This window comes from Terrabacter terrigena, assembly GCF_042676085.1.
GTDB lineage: Bacteria > Actinomycetota > Actinomycetes > Actinomycetales > Dermatophilaceae > Terrabacter > Terrabacter terrigena.
This window is the reverse complement of record NZ_JBHTKH010000001.1, coordinates 96,971-117,425: the sequence shown is the minus strand read 5'-3', so window position 1 is coordinate 117,425 and position 20,455 is coordinate 96,971. Positions and strand designations below refer to the sequence as shown.

At 71.4% G+C, this 20,455-nt stretch carries 17 protein-coding genes; 13 read left to right on the top strand and 4 right to left on the bottom strand.

Annotation, left to right across the window (positions count from 1 at the left end):
- The first annotated feature begins 59 nt into the window (after positions 1-59).
- Complete coding sequence (locus ACFQ2V_RS00530; protein ID WP_386049960.1) at positions 60-2,051, top strand: TIGR03960 family B12-binding radical SAM protein; 1,992 nt, start codon at positions 60-62, stop codon at positions 2,049-2,051.
- A 209-nt stretch (positions 2,052-2,260) separates the two neighbouring features.
- On the opposite strand, the gene ACFQ2V_RS00525 is transcribed toward ACFQ2V_RS00530, so the two are convergent.
- Both ACFQ2V_RS00525 and ACFQ2V_RS00520 read right to left on the bottom strand, forming a co-directional pair.
- Positions 2,261-2,794: an NUDIX hydrolase family protein gene (locus ACFQ2V_RS00525; RefSeq protein ID WP_386049959.1), complete on the bottom strand. Its 534-nt coding sequence runs from the start codon at positions 2,792-2,794 to the stop codon at positions 2,261-2,263.
- Between the two features lie 99 nt (positions 2,795-2,893).
- Positions 2,894-3,910, bottom strand: coding sequence for a M28 family metallopeptidase (locus ACFQ2V_RS00520; RefSeq protein ID WP_386049958.1), 1,017 nt, complete (start codon positions 3,908-3,910; stop codon positions 2,894-2,896).
- A gap of 281 nt (positions 3,911-4,191) precedes the next feature.
- On the opposite strand from ACFQ2V_RS00520, the gene ileS reads away from it, so the two are divergent.
- From ileS to ACFQ2V_RS00465, 11 genes are all read left to right on the top strand, one after another.
- A complete protein-coding gene (ileS, locus tag ACFQ2V_RS00515; protein ID WP_386049957.1) occupies positions 4,192-7,485 on the top strand; it encodes an isoleucine--tRNA ligase in 3,294 nt (1,097 codons plus the stop codon).
- The gene (locus tag ACFQ2V_RS00510) at positions 7,482-8,084 is read left to right on the top strand and encodes a GNAT family N-acetyltransferase (RefSeq protein WP_386049956.1); all 603 of its coding nucleotides are present in this window, start codon (positions 7,482-7,484) and stop codon (positions 8,082-8,084) included. The genes ileS and ACFQ2V_RS00510 overlap by 4 nt, the downstream gene beginning before the upstream one ends.
- Positions 8,081-9,472, top strand: a complete 1,392-nt coding sequence (locus ACFQ2V_RS00505) for a bifunctional folylpolyglutamate synthase/dihydrofolate synthase (RefSeq protein ID WP_386049955.1) — start codon at positions 8,081-8,083, stop codon at positions 9,470-9,472. The genes ACFQ2V_RS00510 and ACFQ2V_RS00505 overlap by 4 nt, the downstream gene beginning before the upstream one ends.
- A 17-nt stretch (positions 9,473-9,489) precedes the next feature.
- Complete coding sequence (locus ACFQ2V_RS00500; protein ID WP_386049954.1) at positions 9,490-9,933, top strand: hypothetical protein; 444 nt, start codon at positions 9,490-9,492, stop codon at positions 9,931-9,933.
- A 64-nt stretch (positions 9,934-9,997) separates the two neighbouring features.
- A complete protein-coding gene (locus ACFQ2V_RS00495) occupies positions 9,998-10,438 on the top strand; it encodes a DUF4233 domain-containing protein (RefSeq protein ID WP_386049953.1) in 441 nt (146 codons plus the stop codon).
- A complete protein-coding gene (ndk, locus tag ACFQ2V_RS00490; RefSeq protein WP_386049952.1) occupies positions 10,435-10,857 on the top strand; it encodes a nucleoside-diphosphate kinase in 423 nt (140 codons plus the stop codon). The genes ACFQ2V_RS00495 and ndk overlap by 4 nt, the downstream gene beginning before the upstream one ends.
- A gap of 96 nt (positions 10,858-10,953) precedes the next feature.
- Positions 10,954-11,979: a rod shape-determining protein gene (mreB, locus tag ACFQ2V_RS00485; protein WP_386049951.1), complete on the top strand. Its 1,026-nt coding sequence runs from the start codon at positions 10,954-10,956 to the stop codon at positions 11,977-11,979.
- 16 nt (positions 11,980-11,995) lie between these two features.
- A complete protein-coding gene (gene mreC / locus ACFQ2V_RS00480) occupies positions 11,996-12,883 on the top strand; it encodes a rod shape-determining protein MreC (protein WP_386049950.1) in 888 nt (295 codons plus the stop codon).
- Positions 12,880-13,380, top strand: a complete 501-nt coding sequence (locus tag ACFQ2V_RS00475) for a rod shape-determining protein MreD (protein ID WP_386049949.1) — start codon at positions 12,880-12,882, stop codon at positions 13,378-13,380. Before mreC ends, ACFQ2V_RS00475 begins: the two co-directional genes overlap by 4 nt.
- On the top strand, positions 13,377-15,416 hold the full coding sequence (locus ACFQ2V_RS00470) for a penicillin-binding transpeptidase domain-containing protein (RefSeq protein WP_386049948.1): 2,040 nt from the start codon (positions 13,377-13,379) through the stop codon (positions 15,414-15,416). Before ACFQ2V_RS00475 ends, ACFQ2V_RS00470 begins: the two co-directional genes overlap by 4 nt.
- Before the next feature lie 48 nt (positions 15,417-15,464).
- On the top strand, positions 15,465-16,601 hold the full coding sequence (locus ACFQ2V_RS00465; protein WP_386049947.1) for an FUSC family protein: 1,137 nt from the start codon (positions 15,465-15,467) through the stop codon (positions 16,599-16,601).
- Positions 16,602-16,727: 126 nt separating this feature from the next.
- Here ACFQ2V_RS00465 and mctP read toward each other — a convergent pair whose 3' ends face one another.
- Both mctP and ACFQ2V_RS00455 read right to left on the bottom strand, forming a co-directional pair.
- Positions 16,728-18,401 carry a monocarboxylate uptake permease MctP gene (gene mctP, locus ACFQ2V_RS00460; RefSeq protein ID WP_386049946.1) on the bottom strand — a complete coding sequence of 558 codons (1,674 nt, stop codon included), beginning with the start codon at positions 18,399-18,401 and terminating at the stop codon, positions 16,728-16,730.
- Positions 18,398-18,745, bottom strand: a complete 348-nt coding sequence (locus tag ACFQ2V_RS00455) for a DUF3311 domain-containing protein (RefSeq protein ID WP_386049945.1) — start codon at positions 18,743-18,745, stop codon at positions 18,398-18,400. Before ACFQ2V_RS00455 ends, mctP begins: the two co-directional genes overlap by 4 nt.
- A gap of 177 nt (positions 18,746-18,922) precedes the next feature.
- Here ACFQ2V_RS00455 and lpdA point away from each other — a divergent pair, with 177 nt between their 5' ends.
- On the top strand, positions 18,923-20,320 hold the full coding sequence (lpdA, locus tag ACFQ2V_RS00450; RefSeq protein ID WP_386049944.1) for a dihydrolipoyl dehydrogenase: 1,398 nt from the start codon (positions 18,923-18,925) through the stop codon (positions 20,318-20,320).
- Positions 20,321-20,455: the final 135 nt, after the last annotated feature.

Genomic DNA, 20,455 nt, shown 5'->3' with positions numbered 1-20,455 from the left:
GCGCGCCGAACCCTCCTCGGCGTTTTCGCGTGGGGGCGGGGCGCGCCTACCATGGTCCAATGCCCGGAGAGTCCCTGTTCAACGCCCTCGAGCCCCTGCTGGAGCGGGTCAACAAGCCCATCCAGTACGTCGGAGGCGAGCTCAACTCCACGGTCAAGGACTGGCACGTCGGCGGCCACGGCCAGACCGGCGAGGAGCTGACCACGCGCTGGGCGCTGATGTACCCCGACGCGTACGAGGTCGGCGTCCCCAACCAGGGCGTCATGATCCTCTACGAGGTCCTCAACGAGCGTGACGACGCCCTCGCCGAGCGCACGTATGCCGTGTGGCCCGACATGGAGGCGCAGCTGCGCGAGGCGGGCCTGCCGCAGTTCACCGTCGACGGGCACCGCTCGGTGCGCGACTTCGACCTCTTCGGTCTCAGCTTCTCGACCGAGCTCGGCTACACGAACATGCTCACGGCGCTCGACCTCGCCGGCATCGCGCTGCACAGCGCCGACCGCACCGACGACGACCCCATCGTCGTCGCGGGCGGGCACGCGGCCTTCAACCCCGAGCCGATCGCCTCGTTCATCGACGCCGCCATCGTCGGCGACGGCGAGCAGGCCGTTCTCACGGTGACCGACATCGTGGGCGAGTGGAAGGCACAGGGCCGTCCCGGCGGCCGCCGCGAGGTGCTGCTGCGGCTCGCCCGCACCGGCGGGGTCTACGTGCCTGCCTTCTACGACGTCTCCTACCTGCCCGACGGCCGCATCAAGCGCGTCGCACCCTCGTCCGACGCGCACGGCGTGCCCTGGCGCGTCGCGAAGCACACCGTCATGGACCTCGACGCCTGGCCCTACCCGAAGCAGCCGCTCGTGCCGCTCGCCGAGTCGGTGCACGAGCGCATGTCGGTCGAGATCTTCCGAGGCTGCACCCGCGGCTGCCGCTTCTGCCAGGCCGGCATGATCACGCGGCCCGTGCGCGAGCGGTCCATCACCGGCATCGGCGAGATGGTCGAGCGCGGTCTCGCCGCGACGGGGTTCGAGGAGGTGGGCCTGCTCTCGCTCAGCTCCGCCGACCACTCCGAGATCGCCGACATCACCAAGGGCCTCGCCGACCGTTACGAGGGCACCCAGACGGGCCTGTCGCTGCCGTCGACCCGCGTCGACGCCTTCAACATCGACCTCGCCAACGAGCTGACCCGCAACGGCCGCCGCTCGGGCCTGACCTTCGCGCCCGAGGGCGGCTCCGAGCGCATCCGCAAGGTCATCAACAAGATGGTGTCCGAGGAGGACCTCATCAACACGGTCGCCGCGGCCTACGGCGCCGGCTGGCGGCAGGTCAAGCTCTACTTCATGTGCGGTCTGCCCACCGAGACCGACGAGGACGTCCTCCAGATCGCCGAGCTCGCCAAGCGCGTCATCGAGACGGGCCGCCAGGTGTCCGGCCGCCGCGACATCCGCTGCACCGTCTCGATCGGCGGCTTCGTGCCCAAGCCGCACACCCCCTTCCAGTGGGCCTCGCAGCTCGGCGTCGAGGAGACCGACGCACGCCTGCTCAAGCTGCGCGAGGCGATCCGCTCCGACAAGCGCTACGGCTCCTCGATCGGGTTCCGCTACCACGACGGCCAGCCCGGCATCGTCGAGGGGCTGCTCTCGCGCGGCGACCGTCGCGTCGGCAAGGTCATCGAGGCGGTCTGGCGGGACGGCGGCCGGTTCGACGGCTGGAGCGAGCACTTCTCCTACGACCGCTGGATGCGTTGTGCCGCGGAGGCGCTCGCCGACACGCCCGTCGACCTCGCCTGGTACACGACCCGTGAGCGAGGCGAGTCAGAGGTCCTCCCGTGGGACCACCTCGACTCGGGTCTCGACAAGGACTGGCTCTGGGAGGACTGGCAGGAGGCCCTCGACGAGACGGAGGTCGACGACTGCCGCTGGACGCCGTGCTTCGACTGCGGCGTGTGCCCCCAGATGGGCACCGAGATCGAGATCGGCCCGACGGGCAAGACGCTGCTGCCGCTCACCGTCCTGGGTTCAGGCCGTCAGGAGCTCCTCGAGCACCAGCACTGAGCGCTCCGGCGCTTCGCGACGCCGGGCCGTATGCCGCGTGACAGGGGAGGATGACCAACGCGGCATACGGCGATCCGGGCCCCGGCGAAACCCATCTCTGACGGTACGGAGGTCACGCACCGCGCACAGCGGATCACCGAAAGCCGTCCCTTTTGCGTGGAGGGTCGCAGGCGCGACGGCCTCCGCGGCCCGGGAGTGGCCCGGGAGACCTAGACGGGGAAGCCGACGTGCGCCAGGGCCTGGCGCACGAGAACACCGTGCGACCCCGGCATCTCGCCCAGCGCGGCGAGCGAGGCCGCCTCCTCGGGCGTGACCCAGGACAGGTCGAGGGCGTCCTGCTGCGGGCGGCAGTCGCCCGTGACGGCGACGACGAACGCGAGCGACACGGCGTGCTGGCGCGGGTCGTGGAACGGCGTCACTCCAGGGGTCGGGAAGAACTCGGCGACCGTGAACGGCTGCGGCGACATGGGGACGCGGGGGAGGGCGACCGGACCCAGGTCGTTCTCGATGTGACGGATCAGGGCGTCGCGCACGCGCTCGTGGTAGAGCACGCGACCGCCCACGACCTCGTGGCCGATGCCGCCGTCGTCGTCGGCCCTGAGCAGCAGGCCCACGTGGGTGACCACGCCGCGGTCGTCGACGCGCACCGGGATGGCGTGGACGTAGAGGATCGGCAGGCGGTCACGGGCGTTGTCGAGGTCCTCGCGGCTGAGCCACGCCCCCGTCGTCTCGACTTCGGTCATGGCCTCATCCTGCCAAACAGGTCCTCGCGGCTCCGACACGTCCACCGCGCGGCGGCCGATGTGTCGCGAACCAGCTTGCGGCTCGCCCGGGGGTGGTGCTCACCCCAGCGACCGGAGCCAGGCCAGCACGACGGCGCCCGACCGGGCCAGCTGCCGCCGGTCCACGACGGATGGCACGTCTCCTGCCGAGTGGTAGGCGGCGTACGGCACGCTGCCGAGCCGGGCTGCGGGGATGCCGACCCGCTCGAACGACACGTGGTCGCTCGCGCGGTTGGTGCAGGCTCTCGTCGGGACCGATGCGCTCGTCGCCGCGGCCCGGATGGCCTCGGCCAGCGCCGGCGTGCCCCGTCCGCCCGAGCAGACGGGCACGGCCGCGGCACGGACGCCGACGCGGTCGAGCGCCAGCATCCCTCCCACGGCTGTGCGCTCGGCCCCGCCGAGAGCGGTGACGAAGTGCCGGGACCCGAACGCGTACCTCGTGCCGTTCCCGCCGCGTGCCTCCTCGGCGCCGAACGCCACGAAGCGCACGGGCAGCGCCCCGGGCTGCTCGCGGACGATCCGGGCGACCTCGGCGAGCACCATGAGGCCCGACGCGTTGTCCTCGGCGCCCGGGGACCGGGGGACGGTGTCGAGGTGCGCCCCGATGACGACGTGCGGCCTGCGCGGGTCGAAGCCGGGCGGGTCCGCGACGACGTTGGCGGTGCTGCCGGCCGGGACCGGCACGCCCCAGGAGACGCCTGCCGGCACGGTGAACGGCTGCACCGTCACCCGGTAGCCGGCAGCGCGCAGCCGTGCCGCGACGTAGGCGGCGGCGCGGTCGCCGGCGGCGCTCGCGGCGTCACGAGGGCCCATGGCGGCGAGGTCGCGTACGCCGCCGAGCACCCTCTCGACGTCGAACGGCGACGCGTGAGGGGGAGTGGTCGGGGGAACGGGGACCGCTGTGCGACTCGGCGGCGGCACGCCTGACGCGGACTGGCTCGTCGTGCCGGCGGACGTCTGCGTCGGCGAAGACACCCCAGGGGCGCTGGCGCCGAGCGTCGGAGACCCGCCGGTGCAGGCCGCGGCAGAGAACGAGAGCGACGCGAGGACGACCGTCAGCGCTCTGCGGATGACCATCGCCCACGCTAACCCGGGAGGCCGTGTGTCGCCGACAGGCTAGACTGGCGCGCACAGGCGTTCGAGCCGTCATCAGCGGCGAGCCTCCGGAAGAACAGAGCGCGAGCTCCCACTAGACCCGGACGGATGGGCCCGTCACAGCCTTCGACAAGAGCGGTCGTATGCCGCTCGCCGAGCCCCGGCGGGTGACGTGCGGCAAGCGGGGTGGTACCGCGGCGGCCTCCGGCAGTCGTCCTCGTGCAGGTGACGAGTGACCGACGCGACCGCAGGAGACCACGAGCATGACCTACCCCAGGGTCACCACGAACGACGACGCAGGCGAGCCCACGGCCCGGGCCGGCGTCCCGTCCAACCCGCGCTTCCCCGAGATCGAGGAGCGCGTCCTCAGGTACTGGGACGAGGACGGCACGTTCATCGCGTCGGTCGAGAACCGCGACGCGGGCACCGACGGCGACAACGAGTTCGTCTTCTACGACGGACCGCCCTTCGCCAACGGGCTGCCCCACTACGGCCACCTGCTCACGGGCTACGTCAAGGACATCGTGCCCCGCTACCAGACGATGCGCGGCAAGCGTGTCGAGCGACGCTTCGGGTGGGACACCCACGGCCTGCCGGCCGAGCTCGAGGCGCAGCGCCAGCTGGGGCTCAAGACGAAGCAGGACATCGTCGAGCTCGGCATCGACACGTTCAACGACGCGTGCCGCAGCTCGGTGCTCAAGTACACGGGTGAGTGGCGCGACTACGTGACCCGCCAGGCGCGGTGGGTCGACTTCGACAACGACTACAAGACCCTGGAGCCCGACTACATGGAGTCGGTCATCTGGGCCTTCAAGCAGCTGCACGAGAAGGGCCTGGTCTACGAGGGCTTCCGGGTGCTGCCCTACTGCTGGAACGACCAGACGCCGCTGTCGAACCACGAGCTGCGCATGGACGACGACGTCTACAAGATGCGGCAGGACCCCGCGGTCACGATCGGCCTGCGGCTCGAGACCGGTGAGCTGGCCCTCGTCTGGACGACGACGCCGTGGACCCTGCCCGCCAACCTCGGCATCATGGTCGGCCCAGACATCGACTACGTCGTCGTCGAGTCCGACGCCACCGGCACGACGGAGCGCTACGTCATCGGTGCGGCGCGCCTCGCCGCATACGCCAAGGACCTCTTCGGCGCCGACGTCGACCCTGCGTCGCTGGATGATCGGATCGTCCAGCGGCTCAAGGGTTCTGACCTGGTCGGGCGGTCCTTCACGCCGCCGTTCTCGTACTACCTGGGCCACGAGCGTGCGCACCATGTCTTCCCTGCCGACTTCGTCACCACGGAGGACGGCACCGGGCTGGTCCACACCGCCGGCGCCTTCGGTGAGGAGGACAAGATCGTCACCGACGCCGCCGGCATCGAGCCGGTCGTCCCCGTCGGACCGGACGGCCGGTTCACGTGGCCCGTCACGGACTACGAGTCGATGCACGTCTTCGACGCCAACCCGCACATCATCGACCACCTCAAGGCGGCCACCCGCGGCGAGGGCGAGACCGGCTCGGTGACCGCCGGCACGGTGCTGCTGCGACGCGAGACCTACGACCACAGCTACCCGCACTGCTGGCGCTGCCGCGAGCCCCTCATCTACATGGCCGTCTCGTCGTGGTTCGTCGAGGTCACGAAGATCAAGGACCGCATGCTCGAGCTCAACCAGCAGATCGAGTGGACCCCCGCGCACATCAGGGACGGCCAGTTCGGCAAGTGGCTGGCCAACGCGCGCGACTGGTCGATCTCGCGAAACCGCTTCTGGGGCAGCCCGATCCCGGTCTGGAAGTCCGACAACCCGGAGTTCCCGCGCATCGACGTCTACGGCTCGTTCGCCGAGCTCGAGCGAGACTTCGGCGTGGAGGTCACCGACCTGCACCGGCCGTTCATCGACTCCCTGACGCGCCCGAACCCCGACGACCCGTCGGGCAGGTCCACCATGCGGCGGGTCGAGGACGTGCTCGACGTGTGGTTCGACTCCGGCTCGATGAGCTTCGCCCAGGTGCACTACCCGTTCGAGAACGCCGACTGGTTCGAGCACCACTTCCCGGGTGACTTCATCGTCGAGTACATCGGCCAGACGCGAGGCTGGTTCTACACCCTGCACATCCTCGCGACGGCCCTGTTCGACCGGCCTGCGTTCGAGACCTGCGTCAGCCACGGCATCGTGCTCGGCTCCGACGGCCAGAAGATGAGCAAGTCGCTGCGCAACTACCCCGACGTGCGCGAGGTGTTCGACCGCGACGGCGCCGACGCCATGCGCTGGTTCCTCATGAGCAGCCCGATCCTGCGCGGGGGCAACCTCGTCGTCACCGAGCAGGGCATCCGCGACGGCGTGCGCCAGGTGATGATCCCGCTGTGGAACGCCTGGTCGTTCTTCGCCCTGTACGCCAACACGGCCCGCGGCGGCGAGGGCTACGAGGCGACCTACTCGACGGCATCGTCCGACGTGCTCGACCGCTACCTGCTGGCCAAGCTGGGCGAGTTCGTGGGCGACATGACCGAGCAGCTCGACGCGTACGAGATCGCGGCCGCGTGCGACACGATGCGCGGCTTCCTCGACGTGCTGACGAACTGGTACATCCGTCGCTCCCGCGACCGTTTCTGGGGCGGCGAGACCGACGAGTCGCTGGCGGCCTTCGACACGCTGTGGACCGCCCTGGAGACCGTCACGCGTGCGACGGCGCCGCTGCTGCCGCTCGTCACCGAGGAGATCTGGCGTGGCCTCACCGGGGGCCGTTCGGTCCACCTCGCCGACTACCCGAAGGCGGCCGACCTGCCGCACGACCACGACCTCGTCGTCGGCATGGACCGTGCCCGCGAGGTCTGCTCGACGGCATCCAGCCTGCGCAAGGCCCGGGGGCTGCGTGCCCGGCTGCCCCTCGCCGAGCTCACCGTCGTCACTGCTGACCCCGCGGCGCTCGAGCCGTTCCGCGCGATCATCCAGGACGAGCTCAACGTCAAGGCGGTGACCCTCGTCGACGTGGCCACGGCGAGCGACGCCGACTTCGGGGTGAGCCAGCGCCTCGGCGTCAACGCCCGGGTTGCCGGTCCGCGCCTGGGCAAGGACGTCCAGCTCGCCATCAAGGGCAGCAAGACCGGTGACTGGTCCGTCGACGCCGACGGGTCCGTGACCTCCGGCGGCCTCGCGCTGGTCGAGGGGGAGTACACCCTCGAGACCGTCGTTGCCGGTGACGCCGCCGAGAGGGGGGCCACCGCCATGCTGCCGTCCGGCGGGTTCGTCGTGCTCGACACGCGCGTCTCGCCCCAGCTCGCGACCGAGGGCCTCGCCCGCGACCTGGTGCGGGCCGTCCAGCAGGCCCGCCGCGACACCGGACTGCACGTGAGCGACCGCATCAGCCTCACGATCCAGGGCGGTGCCGAGGTCTTCGAGGCGACCGTGACCCACCGCGACCTCATCGTGGGTGAGACGCTCGCCGCACAGTTCGCCGCGGCAGGCCCCGAGCACGCCCTGCCCGACGGGCTCCCGGGCACCCCCACCGAGGTGGTCGTCGGCGACAACCATGCTGCGACCATCCTGGTGGTGAAGCGATGATCGCGAACCGCGAGGACGAGCTGGAGGGCACCGACATGGGCGCGACCCCCGAGCAGCACGGCCGGGAGGCCCAGGCCGACAGCGACGGCGTCGTCGTGCGCGGAGCCGTCGGCGACGACCTGGCCGGAGTGGTCTCGGTGGGTCACCGCACCTGGCGCGCCACGTACGAGCCGATCGCCGGTCCCGAGTACGTCGCGATGGGCCTGGCCAAGTGGTGGACGAGCGACGTCGTGTCCCGCTCCATCCGCAAGGGGCACACGCTCGTGGCCGAGAAGGACGGGGAGGTCATCGGCGTGGCGACGTTCGGCGCCCAGGACGACGACCTCGTCCTCTGGAAGCTCTACGTGCTGCCCGGCCACCACGGCCAGGGCACCGGCTCGCGTCTCATGGCCGCCGTCGTCGCCAGGGCCCGGGAGGACGGCCACCGCCGCATCACGCTCTCGCACCTCGAGGGCAACGAGCAGGCCGCACGCTTCTACGCGCGGCACGGCTTCGTCGTGACGCACCGCGAGGAGGGCGGCTCCGGCCTGCCGGCGAGCGTCTGGATGGCCCGTGACCTCGACCCCGGTCACTCCGACCCGGACGGAGCGTCGGCATGAACGGGCGCCCCGACGCATCGGCCCTCGAGGCGGCCCGGAACCTGGAGGAGATGAAGCGGATGCGCGAGGTCGAGGAGGAGATCCTCGGCCGCGCCCCGGAGAACGACATCGGCCCCTCTCTCGAGCGCATCAACGCGGTCATGGAGCTCGCGGGCGACCCCCAGCGCACCTACCCGTCGATCCACCTCACGGGCACCAACGGCAAGACCTCGACGAGCCGCATGATCGACTCCGTCCTGCGCGAGAGCGGCCTGTCGACGGGTCGGTTCACGTCACCGCACCTGCACGACATCCGCGAGCGGATCACCCTGTCGGGCAAGCCGATCCCGCGCGAGAAGTTCATCGCCGCCTACGACGAGGTCGCCCCGCTCATCGAGATCGTCGATGCGCGGTCGCTCGAGTCCGGCGGCCGTCGGATGAACTTCTTCGAGGTGCTCGTGGCCCTCGCCTACGTGGCGTTCGCCGACGCCCCCGTGGACGTCGCGATCATCGAGGTCGGGCTCGGCGGATCCTGGGACGCGACCAACGTCATCGACGCCCAGGTCGCAGTGGTCACCCCGGTCGACCTCGACCACACCCACCTGCTCGGCGACGACGTCGTCGCCATCGCCGAGGAGAAGAGCGGCATCATCAAGGCGGACTCCGTGACCGTCTCCGGCGTGCAGGACGAGGACGTCGCCCGCGTGCTCCTCGACCGGGTCGAGGAGGTCGGGGGCGCCCGCATCGTCTTCGAGGGCAACGACTTCGGCGTGCTGGCCCGCGACGTCGCCATCGGCGGCCAGCAGGTCTCGCTGCGCGGTCTGGCGGGGGAGTACCCCGACCTGTTCCTGCCGCTCTACGGGGCGCACCAGGCGAGCAACCTCGCCACGGCGGTCGCGGCCGTCGAGTCGTTCATCGGTGGAGGTGAGCAGCGCATCGAGCACGAGGTGCTGCTGGCCGCCTGCGCCGCTATGACGTCGCCTGGCCGGCTCGAGATCGTGCGGCGCTCACCCACGGTCCTGGTCGACGCCGCACACAACCCGCACGGCGCCCGGTCCCTCGTGGCGGCGCTCGACGAGTCGTTCACCTTCACCAAGCTCGTCGGGCTCGTCGGGATCGTCGCCGACAAGGACGCCACCGGGATGCTCGAGGTCCTCGAGCCCGTCCTCGACCACGTCGTGGTGACGCGGAGCTCGTCGCCGCGCGCGCTCTCGCCCGCGAAGCTGGGTGAGCTCGCCGTCGAGCTCTTCGGCGAGTCCCGGGTGACCGTGGTCCGCGACCTGCCCGACGCCCTCGAGCAGGCGGTCACGCTCGCCGAGGCCGACGGGATGGGCGGCGGCGTCATCGCCACCGGCTCGGTCATCACCGCGGGCGAGGTGCGCATGCTCCTCGGCCTCACCGACGTGTGATCTCCTAGGCTGGACACGTGAACCCCGCCAAGATCATCCTGGTTCTCGCCGTCGTGGTCGTCCTCGTGGTGCTGTGGGGGCGTGTCATGGGCCGCAAGGACCCCGACCGCCCGCTCGTCGGCCTCACCGACGGCGTACGCGCCAAGGTCAGCCGCGAGATCAGCGCGGGGCACAAGATCAACGCGATCAAGATCTACCGCGAGGCGACCGGCGCCCCACTGGCCGACGCCAAGCGGGCCGTCGACAGCTGGTTCGTGCCGGGGCAGGGGCCGGGTGTGCGCGACGCAGCGGCGTCCTTCACCGAGGGTCGGCTCACCGACGAGGGCCGTGCTCGCATCAGCGAGCTCATCCTGGCCGGACGCCGTGAGGACGCCATGACCCTCTACACCGAGGCGACGGGCGCGAGCGCCTCCGAGGCGCAGGCGATCATCCGCAGCTGGGACACCAGCCAGAACTACTGACCGGGCCGCCCACGTTCCAGTCCCTCTTCCCGACCAGCACCGACAGCCAGAGGCACCCCACCGCATGCGATCCCTCCCGTTCCACGGCCAGACCGGCAAGTTCACGTTCCGAATGCTCGCGACCGTGCTGGGCGGGCAGTCCATCTGCATCCTGCTCGGCGCCCTCGTCGCCCGGGGCGTCAGCGCCGCCAACGACGGCGGGGGGCGCAGCACGGCATACCTGCTCGTCGGGTTCGGGCTCGGCGCGCTCTGCGTGGTGGCTGCCGGGCTGATGCGGCGTCCGTGGGGGCTCACGCTGGGCTGGGTCGTGCAGGCGCTCACGCTGCTCAGTGCGCTCGTGGTGCCGATGATGTTCGTCGTCGGGCTGTTCTTCCTCGCCCTGTGGGTCACCTGTCTGGTCAAGGGCGCCCAGGTCGACGCCGAGATGGCCCGCCGCGAGGCGGCTGCGGGCGCCGGTGAAGCGCCGTCAGGGGGCGACGGCCCGGCCGATAGGGTGGACGGGTGACCATCGAACGCTCCCTCGTCCTCGTCAAGCCCGACGGTTTCCAGCGCGGCCTCACCGGGGAGGTGCTCCGTCGCATCGAGGCGAAGGGCTACACCCTGGTCGGTCTCTCGATCCTCACCCCGAAGCGCGAGCAGCTCGCCGCCCACTACGCCGAGCACGAGGGCAAGCCGTTCTACGAGCCCCTCGTCGAGTTCATGAGCTCGGGTCCCGTCGCCGCCGTCGTCATCGAGGGCCACGACTCCATCAAGGGCTTCCGCAGCCTCGCCGGTGCCACCAACCCCACCGAGGCCCTGCCGGGCACGATCCGCGGCGACCTCGGCCGTGACTGGGGCCTGAAGGTCCAGCAGAACATCGTGCACGGCTCCGACTCGCCCGAGTCGGCCGCTCGCGAGATCGACATCTGGTTCCCCGGGCTCTGAGAGCACACCCGTCACAGGGGCCACTCGCGCCACGCATCCGGCGACACACCCCCGATGCCCTCGGGGACGGCGCGACGGCGCGACACAATCCCGGCCATGAGCACCTGGCCCGCCATCGGTCGCGACCTCGCGATCGACCTGGGCACGGCCAACACGCTCATCCACGTGCGCGGTCGCGGCGTCGTGGTCGAAGAGCCGTCGGTCGTCGCCGTCGAGGTGGGGAGCGGCCGGCTCGTCGCTGCCGGCAGCCGGGCCAAGGAGATGCTCGGCAGGGCGCCGGGCACCATCCGGGCCGTACGCCCCCTTCGTGACGGCGTCGTCTCCGACGCCGACGAGACCGAGCGGATGCTGCGCTGGTTCATCGACCAGGTGCGCACGTCGCGACTCGTGCGGCCCCGCATGGTGCTGTGCGTGCCGAGCGAGGTCACAGGCGTCGAGCGCCGAGCCCTCGAGGACGCCGCCACCCGTTGCGGCGCGCGGCGCGTCTACATGATCGAGGAACCCATGGCCGCGGCCATCGGCGCCGGCCTGCCCGTCTACGAGACGGCGGCGAGCATGGTCGTCGACATCGGGGGTGGCACCACCGACGTCGCCGTCATCAGCCTCGGCGGCATCGTGACGTCGAGCTCGCTGCGCATCGCGGGCGACGAGATCGACGAGGCATTGGTCAGCCACGTCAAGAGCGAGTACTCCCTCCTGCTCGGTGAGCGCAGCGCCGAGGACATCAAGGTGGCGGTCGGCTCGGTCTTCCCGCTCCGCGAGGAGCTGACCACCCGTCTGCGCGGACGCGACCTCGTCACCGGGCTGCCCAAGACCGTCCAGGTCGGTTCCGTCGAGGTGCGGCGCGCCATCGAGGGGCCGGTCCTGCAGATCATCGAGCTGGTGCGGGCGACGCTCGACGTGTGCCCGCCCGAGCTCGCGGGCGACATCCTCGACCGCGGCATCACCCTCACCGGCGGCGGCGCGCTGCTCCGGGGCCTCGACGAGCGCATGCGCCACGAGCTCGGGGTGCCCGTTCGCGTCGCCGAGGACCCCCTTCGCGCGGTCGCGCGAGGGGCCGGACGCTGCGTCGACGAGTTCGCAAGCCTCGAGCGGGTGCTCGTCGGCGACCACCGCCTCTAGCCGTATGCCGTCGACCGTGCGCCGCCGCCTCCTCGTCGTCCTGGCGTCGCTGACCGTCGCCCTCCTGCTCGCCGACCTCGCCGGCTGGGGCGTCGCCGACGGCGTGCGTCGTGCCGGCGGCATCGTCCTGGGCCCGGTGCAGCGGGCACTGTCCGGTGCCCGGCCCGACGAGCTCGCCGCCGCCAGGAGCGAGAACGTGCGGCTGCGCACGATCCTCGCCGACCAGCAGCGGCGCGCCGCCGACCTGGACCGGCTCGACGAGCTCCTCGGCTCCGCCACCACGGCGGGCCGCACCGTGCTGCCCGCCCGCGTGGTCGCCAGCGACCTGAGCCCACTCGGGGGCCGCACCGTCACGCTCGACGTGGGCTCCCGCGACGGCGTCCGGGCCGACTCGACCGTCGTCTCCACCGAGGGCCTGGTCGGCCGGGTCGTCGAGGTGGCGCCGTGGACGAGCGACGTGCAGGTTCTCGGCAGCGCCGGTTCCGTCGTCGCCGTCCGGGTCGGGCCGGCCGGCACCCTGGGCACGGTCAGGTCGCCGCTGGCCGGCGACACCGAGTCGCGCCCCCGGGGGTCGCTGTGGCTGTCCACCATCGCGCCCGGCACTGCCGTCGTAGGTGACGTCGTGCGCACCCTCGGCAGCGTCGACGAGACACCGTATGCCGCCGGGATCGTGGTCGGAACCGTGACCGCCGTCGACTCCGACCGCGGGCAGCTCACCAGGGGCGCCACGGTGCGTCCCGCGACCGACCCCGACGCGATCGACGTCGTCGCCGTCATCGTGCCCAAGCCGCGGGAGGTGCCGCGGCCGACGACGGCCTCGCCGAGCGCGCTGTCCTCGGCTGTCGCTCGCGCGGGCGGCCCGGTACCGGCCACGGCGTCCCACCCGACCGGAGGCGGACGATGAGGCCGACGCTGCTGGGAGTGCTGCGTACGGCATACCTCGTCCTGGCGGCGCTGCTCACGGCGACCCTGCTGCCACGGCTCGGCGTCCCCCCGGCGTGGGTGCCCGACCTCGTCCTCGTCGGGGTCGTGGCGACGGCGGTGCTGAGAGGGCCGGTGCACGGGGCACTCGCGGGCCTGCTCGCGGGATGGGTCGTCGAGCTCGTGCCGCCGGTCGGCACCCCGCTCGGCCTGATGCCCCTCGTCACCATGCTGGCCGGCTTCGTGGCAGGCCTGTTCCGGCGGTCGTCGTCCCGCTCATGGGTGCGTGCGCCGGCCGCACTGCTCTGCGCAGCCGCCGTCGTGCTGGCGGGTCGGGTCGCGTCGGCCGTGCTGGCCGAGGGCGGCGTCGAGCTCGCCGTCGATGCCACGCGACTCGTCGCGACCCTGGTGCTCGGCGCGATGCTGCTGCCTGCCCTGCTCGTCGTCGACCGGGCGCTCGTGCGCCGGAGGCTCGGGTGAGGAGTCGCTGGTCACCGCGTCTCCGGCTGGGCCGCAGGCCGCCGGTGCGGCGCGTCGGAGTGGCCGGCGTCGTGCTCGTGCTCCTCGTCACGATGTTCGGCCTGCTCCTGGGCAGGCTCGGGCAGCTCCAGCTGGTCCAGGGCCCCGAGCTCGCGCGCACTGCGACGACGGTCAACACGCGCGCCATCACGGAGCACGCCCTGCGCGGCCGCATCCTCGACAGCCGCGGCACCCCCTTCGTCGGAAACAGCTTCGACACCGTCGTGACGGTGCAGCGCTCGGTGCTCGTCGACGCGAAGGACGGTGGTCGCGACCTCGTGACGCGCGTCGCTGCCGTGCTCGGCCTGCCCTTCGACCGCCTGTGGGGCAAGACGATGCTCTGCGGCACCGCGGGTGCGCCTGCGGCGCCAGCCTGCTTCAACGGCTCGCCCTACGTCCCCATCCCGGTCGCCACCGGGGTCGACGCCCGGCGTGCCCTGACCCTGGTCGAGCAGCCGGAGAAGTATCCCGGCGTCGGCGTCACCACCCAGCCCGGCCGCGACTACGCCCGGCCCGACGGTGCACTCGCACCGCACCTGCTCGGCTGGGTGGCCCGTGCCGACGCCGACGAGGTCTCGGGCAGCGGCGGCCGGGTCGACGCCGACGACCTCGTCGGTCGGTCGGGCCTCGAGTCGCAGTACGACTTCGCGCTGCGCGGCACGAACGGCCGCACCGTCGTGGCCGTCGACCCGCGGGGCATCGTCACCGACACGGTCAGCGTGACGCCGCCGGTCGCCGGTCTCGACGTCGTGACGCACCTCGACTCGCGCCTGCAGGCGCGCACCGAGGCAGCGCTCGCCGGGGCGGTGGCTCGTGCCCACTCGTCGAAGCTCCGGGCCGACACCGGCGCGGCGGTCGTGCTCGACGTGACCAACGGTGCGGTCGTCGCCGCCGCCAGCTACCCGTCGTACGACCCGTCGGCGTTCGCGGGCGGCATCAGCAGCGCCGAGCTGGCCCGGCTGACGAGCCGTGCGAACGGCAGCCCGCTGACGTCGCGACTGACGGCCGAGACGTTCCCGCCCGCCTCGACCTTCAAGGTCATCTCGGTGCCGGCCGCGGTCAGCTCCGGGGCGAAGCTGACCGGCAGCTACGACTGCTCGCCCAACGTGTCGATCGGCGGCCGCCTCTTCAACAACTTCGAGTCGCGCGGCTACGGCCCGATCGACCTCCACCGGGCCCTCGTCGTCTCGTGCGACACGGTCTTCTACCGGCTCGCGTACGCCGCCTGGCTGGCCCAGGGCGGCCTGGCCGCGCCCACGGGCGCCCCCGACCCCTTCGTGGCGATGGCCAAGGCGTTCGGCCTCGGCCGCCGCACCGGCATCGACGTGCCCGGAGAGGCTGCCGGCCGCGTTCCCGACCGCGCCTGGAAGGAGGAGTACTGGCTCGCGACCAAGGACGCCACGTGCCGACGCGCCGGCACTGGCTACCCGGAGGTCGCGCGCACCGACCGCGTGCGCGCCGACTACCTCAAGCGGCTCGCCACGGAGAACTGCGCCACGGGCTACCAGTACCGCGCGGGCGACGCCGTCAACTTCTCCATCGGTCAGGGCGACACGGCGGTGACCCTGCTGCAGATGGCCGGGGTCTACGCCGCCATCGCCAACGGCGGCACGCTGTGGCAGCCGCAGGTCGCGGCCGCCTACCGCGCCCCGGACGGCACGACCACCCCGATCGTGCCGAAACGGGTCGCCAGGGTGCCGCTGCGATCCGATGTCCTGGCGTACGTCCGGGCGGCGCTCGGCGACGTGACCAGACCGGGCGGTTCGGCGGGCACGGCCTTCGCCGGCTTCCCGCAGGCCCGCTACCCGGTCGCCGGCAAGACGGGCACCGGCGAGGTGTTCGGCAAGCAGGCGACAGGCTGGTTCGCCGGCTACGGCCCGACGACGAAGCCCAGGTATGCCGTCGTGGTCGTCGTCGGGCAGGGCGGGTCGGGCTCCAAGGTGGCCGCCCCTGCCGTGCGCCAGATCTTCGATGCCATCCTTGCCCTGGGGCTGTAGGCGCCGGCGCGCGTACGGCACGACCGCGACTGACGAGAGGCTTCGAGCGTGGACGACTACCTGAGGAGCGACGCCCCGGTCATCCAGGTGCTCGACCGGGCCTGGGACCGCAGCCGGCTCAGCGTGCGCACCCGGTTCGAGCGGCTCCGCACGCGCGCGTTCCTGCTCGTGCAGTGCGCCGTCGCGGCGGGCGTCGCGTGGTGGTTCGCGACCGACGTGGTCGGTCACCCGTCACCGTTCTTCGCGCCGATCGTGGCCGTCATCTGCCTCGGCATGTCCTACGGCCAGCGGCTCCGGCGGGTCTTCGAGGTCGCGATCGGCGTCGCCGTCGGTGTCTTCACGGCCGACGTCTTCGTGCACGTCGCCGGCAGCGGGCCGTGGCAGATCTCGGCCGTGGTGCTCGTCTCGATGGCCCTCGCCACCCTGCTCCACGGCAGCGCCGTGATCGTCACCCAGTCCGCCGTCCAGGGGATCGTCATCGCGGCACTCGTCGCCACCCCCGGACAGGCCTTCAACCGCTGGACCGACGCCCTCATCGGCGGCGGCATCGCCCTCGTCGCCGCGACGGTCGTGCCCCAGGCGCCGCTGCGGCGGCCCCGGGTGGCGGCCGCCGAGGCGGTGCGCAAGATCGGTGAGCTGCTGCGTCGCGCCGCCGCCAGCGCGCGCGACGGCGACGTGCCGGCCGCCGCCGAGGTGCTCGCCTCCGCGAGGGGCACCGAGTCGCTGCTGCGCGAGCTCGGGTCGGCTGCCGACGAGGGACTCTCGGTGCTCACGTCGTCGCCGTTCAAGCGCCAGCACGCCGAGGGCGTCCGCAAGATGGTCGACCTCGTCGAGCCGCTCGACCGGGCGATGCGCAGCACCCGCGTGCTCGTGCGCCGCGTGACGATCGCGGTCGGGCGCGGCGAGCCGCTGCCGCCCGGCTACGGGGAGCTGCTCCTCGAGCTCGCGGCGGCCACCGACGTCGTCGGTCGCGCTCTGTCCGAGAACGCGTCCCCCGAGGTCGGGCGGCCGGCCATGCTCGAGGTGGCGCGTGCGACGGCCGCACTGCCGCGTACGTCGAGCCTCGCGACCGAGACGGTCCTCGCGCAGCTCCGCTCGACGGTCGTCGACCTGCTCCAGGTCACCGGGCTCGACGTCGACCAGGCGATCGCAGCGTTGCCGCCCGAACGCCCCCGCGAGGCCTGAGCCCGCCCGCACCTCCCGCTCAAGAGGGCGCACCGTCACGAGGCGGGGGGGAGGGGACACGACGCAGGGCCGGGCCCGAACGGACCCGGCCCTGCGGCATACCTGCTGGGACTGTCTGCAGAGGCGTCAGTGCGCCCGCGCAGCCTCCTCGGGAGTGGCCGGCAGCTTCTCGACGCGCGGGTCGCCCGCGTCGGCGAAGTAGTCGGCTGGGACCGTCTCGTCGACGCCCTCGGGCGCCTTCACGGCCCTGAGGACGAGCGTGAGGACCGCCGCCACGATGACGTTGAGCGCGAACGCGGTCAGCGCGATGTAGCCGAGCTGGCCGATGACCGGGATCGAGGCGACCGACCCCGCGAACGGCGCACCCGTCGCCTTGTTGGTCACGTTGTACGCGGCCAGCGTGCCGTACACCATGCCGACGGCCCAGCCGGCGAGCAGGGCCCACCGGTGGAACCAGCGCGTGTACAGGTAGAAGACGAGCGACGGGAACGTCTGGAGGATCCAGATGCCGCCTAGGAGCTGGAAGTTGATCGCGTTGCTCTTGTCGAGCAGCAGCACGAACAGCAGCGCGAACGCCTTGACGACGAGCGAGGTGACCTTGGAGACCTTGGCCTCCTGCTGGACGGTCGCGTCCGGCTTGAGCCACGCCTTGTAGATGTTGCGCGTGAAGGTGTTGGCCGCGGCGATCGACATGATCGCGGCGGGCACCAGGGCACCGATCGCGATGGCTGCGAAGGCGACACCGGCGAACCACGACGGGAACATGTCCTCGAACAGCTGCGGCACGACGAGCTGCGCGTTCGGCTTGCCGTCGAGGCCGATCGGCTTGGTGCCGGCGGCGATGGCGACCCAGCCGAGCAGCGCGAGGAGGCCGAGCAGGAAGGAGTACGCCGGCAGGATCGAGGCGTTCTTCCGGATCGTGTTGCGGTTCTTGGCCGAGAGGCTCGCCGTGATCGAGTGCGGGTACATGAACAGCGCCAGCGCCGACCCGAGCGCCAGGGTGCCGTAGGCCCAGTACGCCTTCTCGCCGGGGATGAAGACGTTCTTGTTGCCCGTGGCGGCGTTCGTGGTCGTCGTCATCTTCTGCTTGGCGGCGTCGAAGATGTGGTCCCACCCGCCGACCTTCGTCGGCAGGTAGATCACGGCGACGATGATGACGAGGTAGATGAGGATGTCCTTGACGAACGCGATGATCGCCGGAGCGCGCAGGCCAGAGGTGTAGGTGTAGAGGGCGAGGACGAGGAACGCGATGAAGATCGGCGCGTCCTTGGCGATGATGTTGCCGCCGCCGCCCACGCCCGCGACCTCGAGCACCGCCTGGATGCCGACGAGCTGCAGGGCGATGTAGGGCATCGTCGCGAGGAATCCGGTGACCGCCACGGCGAGCGACAGGCCACGCGAGCCCGAACGGCCCTGGACGAAGTCGGCAGGGGTCACGTAGCCGTGCCGGTGCGAGACCGACCACAGGCGCGACATGAAGACGAAGATGATCGGGTAGAGGACGATCGTGTAGGGCACGGCGAAGAAGCCGTTGACCGCGCCGAACGCGAACATGGCAGCCGGCACCGCGACGAAGGTGTAGGCCGTGTAGAGGTCGCCGCCGAGCAGGAACCACGTGATCCACGTGCCGAAGGAGCGGCCTCCCAGACCCCACTCCTCGAGGCTCTCCATGCTGGCCGGGCGTCGCCAGCGCGCGGCCCAGAACCCGGCCGCCGCGACCACGACGAAGAAGAAGATGAGAACGGCCAGGGCGACGCCGTTGACGCCGGTGTTGGTGGCCGCGGGCGCGATGGCGCTCATCGGGTGCCCTCCTCTCGGGACCCGTCACGGCGGGAGTTCGGGCGGGAGTTCCGGCGGGAGTCGCTGTAGGAGTCGTCGTAGGAGTCACCCTGGGAGCTCATCGGGACGTGCGGGCGGGCCTTGAGCACGATCCGGTAGGCCGTGTAGGTGAACACGGAGCAGATGACGACCCAGACGAACTGGTACCAGATGAAGAACGGGAAGCCTGCAACGCGAGGCTCGTCCTTCGCGTAGGTGCCGACGAGCATGAGCGCGACGACGGGTATGGCGAGGAGCACGCCGGCGAGAGCCAGCAGGCCCTTGTTCGCCGGTGGCGCCTCATGGCGATGCGGAGTGGTGCTCACGCGAGTGACCTCCGTTGGTCTGGGCCGGATGTTTCGGCCGTGCGTCGCGGAAACTTACTCTCGCAAGCACGGGTCATGTGGCCTGCGACACAGCCATTTCCGCAGATGGTTGCTGATCGTGACGTACCCGGTGGACGCCTTCTCGAAGCCGTCTCGAGCATGGATAGGCTGTGCGCCATGCCTGATTTCGATGTCGTTGTGCTCGGTGCCGGTCCCGGTGGCTACGTCGCGGCGATCCGCGCGGCGCAGCTCGGCAAGAAGGTCGCCGTGGTCGAGAAGCAGTACTGGGGCGGCGTCTGCCTCAACGTCGGCTGCATCCCGAGCAAGGCGCTGCTGAAGAACGCCGAGCTGTCGCACACCCTGACCCACGAGAAGCAGAAGTACGGCATCGAGGGCGACGCCACGATGAGCTTCGGCCCGACGCACGCCCGCAGCCGCAAGGTCTCCGAGGGCATCGTGAAGGGCGTCCACTTCCTCATGAAGAAGAACAAGATCGAGGAGGTCGACGGCTGGGGCACCCTGACGTCCCCCACGTCGATGGACGTCGCCCTCAACTCCGGCGAGACCCGCTCCATCACCTTCGACAACCTCATCCTCGCGACCGGCTCCGTCACCCGCATGATCCCCGGTGTCGAGGTGAGCAGGAACGTCGTCACCTACGAGGAGCAGATCCTCGACCCCGAGCTGCCCGGCTCGATCATCATCGCCGGATCCGGCGCCATCGGCGTCGAGTTCGCCTACGTCATGAAGAACTTCGGCGTCGACGTCACGATCGTCGAGTTCCTCGACCGCATGGTGCCCACCGAGGACGCCGACGTGTCCAAGGAGCTGCTCAAGCACTACAAGAAGCTCGGCGTGAAGGTGCTGCTCGGCACCAAGGTCGAGTCGGTCGAGGACACCGGGTCGGGGGTCAAGGTCACCGTGAGCCCTGCGGCCGGCGGCGACCAGCAGGTGCTCGAGGCCGACCGCCTCCTGTCGGCGATCGGCTTCGCCCCGCGCACCGAGGGCTTCGGCCTCGAGGCGACGGGCGTCGCCCTCACCGACCGCGGCGCGATCGCCGTCGACGAGTTCTGCCGCACCAACGTGCCCAACGTGTACGCCATCGGTGACGTCACGGCGAAGCTGATGCTCGCGCACGTGGCCGAGGCGATGGGCATCGTCGCCGCCGAGACCCTCGCCGGCGTCGAGACGATGGCCATCGACTACCGCTTCATCCCGCGGGCGACCTACTGCCAGCCTCAGATCGGCTCCATGGGCCTGTCCGAGGCACAGGCCAAGGAGGCCGGCCACGACGTCAAGACTGCGACGTTCCCCTTCTCGGCCAACGGCAAGGCCATGGGCCTCGGCGAGCCGGTCGGTTTCGTCAAGGTCATCGCCGACGCCGAGCACAACGAGATCCTCGGCGCCGCGCTCATCGGGCCCGACGTCACCGAGCTGCTCCCGGTCCTCAACCTCGCCCAGACGTGGGACCTCACGGCCGACGAGGTCTCGCGCACCGTCTTCGCGCACCCGACGCTCGGCGAGGCCGTCAAGGAGGCCGTCCACGGCATCGCCGGCCACATGATCAACTTCTGACCGACCGCAGACGAGCACGTATGCCGTCAGGTCGGCTCACGAGGGCGCTCCCGCTGGTCGGGGGCGCCCTCGCGCCTTTCGTGACGCCGAGGGCTGCCGCCCGGACCCGACACCTCGGCAGACGTGCGACCGTGG

Bases quoted from the DNA above. Each gene is read 5' to 3' on its own strand.
- ACFQ2V_RS00530 (WP_386049960.1), top strand. From the start codon at position 60: ATGCCCGGAGAGTCCCTGTTCAACGCCCTCGAGCCCCTGCTGGAGCGG.
- ACFQ2V_RS00525 (WP_386049959.1), bottom strand. From the start codon at position 2,794: ATGACCGAAGTCGAGACGACGGGGGCGTGGCTCAGCCGCGAGGACCTC.
- ACFQ2V_RS00520 (WP_386049958.1), bottom strand. From the start codon at position 3,910: ATGGTCATCCGCAGAGCGCTGACGGTCGTCCTCGCGTCGCTCTCGTTC.
- ileS (WP_386049957.1), top strand. From the start codon at position 4,192: ATGACCTACCCCAGGGTCACCACGAACGACGACGCAGGCGAGCCCACG.
- ACFQ2V_RS00510 (WP_386049956.1), top strand. From the start codon at position 7,482: ATGATCGCGAACCGCGAGGACGAGCTGGAGGGCACCGACATGGGCGCG.
- ACFQ2V_RS00505 (WP_386049955.1), top strand. From the start codon at position 8,081: ATGAACGGGCGCCCCGACGCATCGGCCCTCGAGGCGGCCCGGAACCTG.
- ACFQ2V_RS00495 (WP_386049953.1), top strand. From the start codon at position 9,998: ATGCGATCCCTCCCGTTCCACGGCCAGACCGGCAAGTTCACGTTCCGA.
- mreB (WP_386049951.1), top strand. From the start codon at position 10,954: ATGAGCACCTGGCCCGCCATCGGTCGCGACCTCGCGATCGACCTGGGC.
- ACFQ2V_RS00475 (WP_386049949.1), top strand. From the start codon at position 12,880: ATGAGGCCGACGCTGCTGGGAGTGCTGCGTACGGCATACCTCGTCCTG.
- mctP (WP_386049946.1), bottom strand. From the start codon at position 18,401: ATGAGCGCCATCGCGCCCGCGGCCACCAACACCGGCGTCAACGGCGTC.
- lpdA (WP_386049944.1), top strand. From the start codon at position 18,923: ATGCCTGATTTCGATGTCGTTGTGCTCGGTGCCGGTCCCGGTGGCTAC.